The organism is Allobosea sp. 2RAB26 (assembly GCF_052115465.1).
In the GTDB taxonomy this organism is placed as follows: domain Bacteria; phylum Pseudomonadota; class Alphaproteobacteria; order Rhizobiales; family Beijerinckiaceae; genus Allobosea.
Genome location: NZ_JBFRGS010000086.1, coordinates 1 through 510, shown reverse-complemented (window position 1 = coordinate 510; position 510 = coordinate 1). Strand labels below are relative to the sequence as shown.

General features: G+C 63.1%; 1 protein-coding gene. It reads right to left on the bottom strand.

Features of this window, described 5'->3' with window-relative positions; all coding sequences use genetic code 11:
- On the bottom strand, positions 1-510 hold a 510-nt coding region (locus AB4118_RS34135), incomplete at both ends, for a peroxidase family protein (RefSeq protein WP_441493915.1).

The window sequence follows — 510 nt, the reverse complement described above, 5'->3', positions numbered from 1 at the left end:
GCGTCGAACAGCGCCACCTGCTTCGGCTGACCGTCGGCATCGAGCACGGTCATGGTCTGGCCGATCAGGGAGTGACCGACCCGGTACACGGCCGCCGCGAACTCATGCGAGATGGCGGCCGTCGCATCTGGATTGTAGTCGCCATGGCCGTGGTCGCCATCGCCCTTGATGCCGCCGATGAGATGATCGGCGAACTCGTCGAAGACGACGCGCTGGTATTCGGCCTCGTTGATGATCTTGGCCGCCTGGAAGAGCTCCTCCTGTGTGCCCTGGAAGCCGGCCTCCACCAGATTCTCGACGTGGAAGTTGTGGTTGCGCGCCCAGATCGTGTGCATCGCGGTCAGGGAGAAGTTCTCGTTCGCCCGGCCGTCACCAGCGATGTAGTGGTCGAGCACGCTGATGAACGGATTGGCATCGAGCAGCAGCGCATGTCCGGTGCCCATGAAGTTGGACGCCATGCTCGCTGCCATCGTGGTGTTGGACGCCATGCTCGCTGCCATCGTGGTGTTG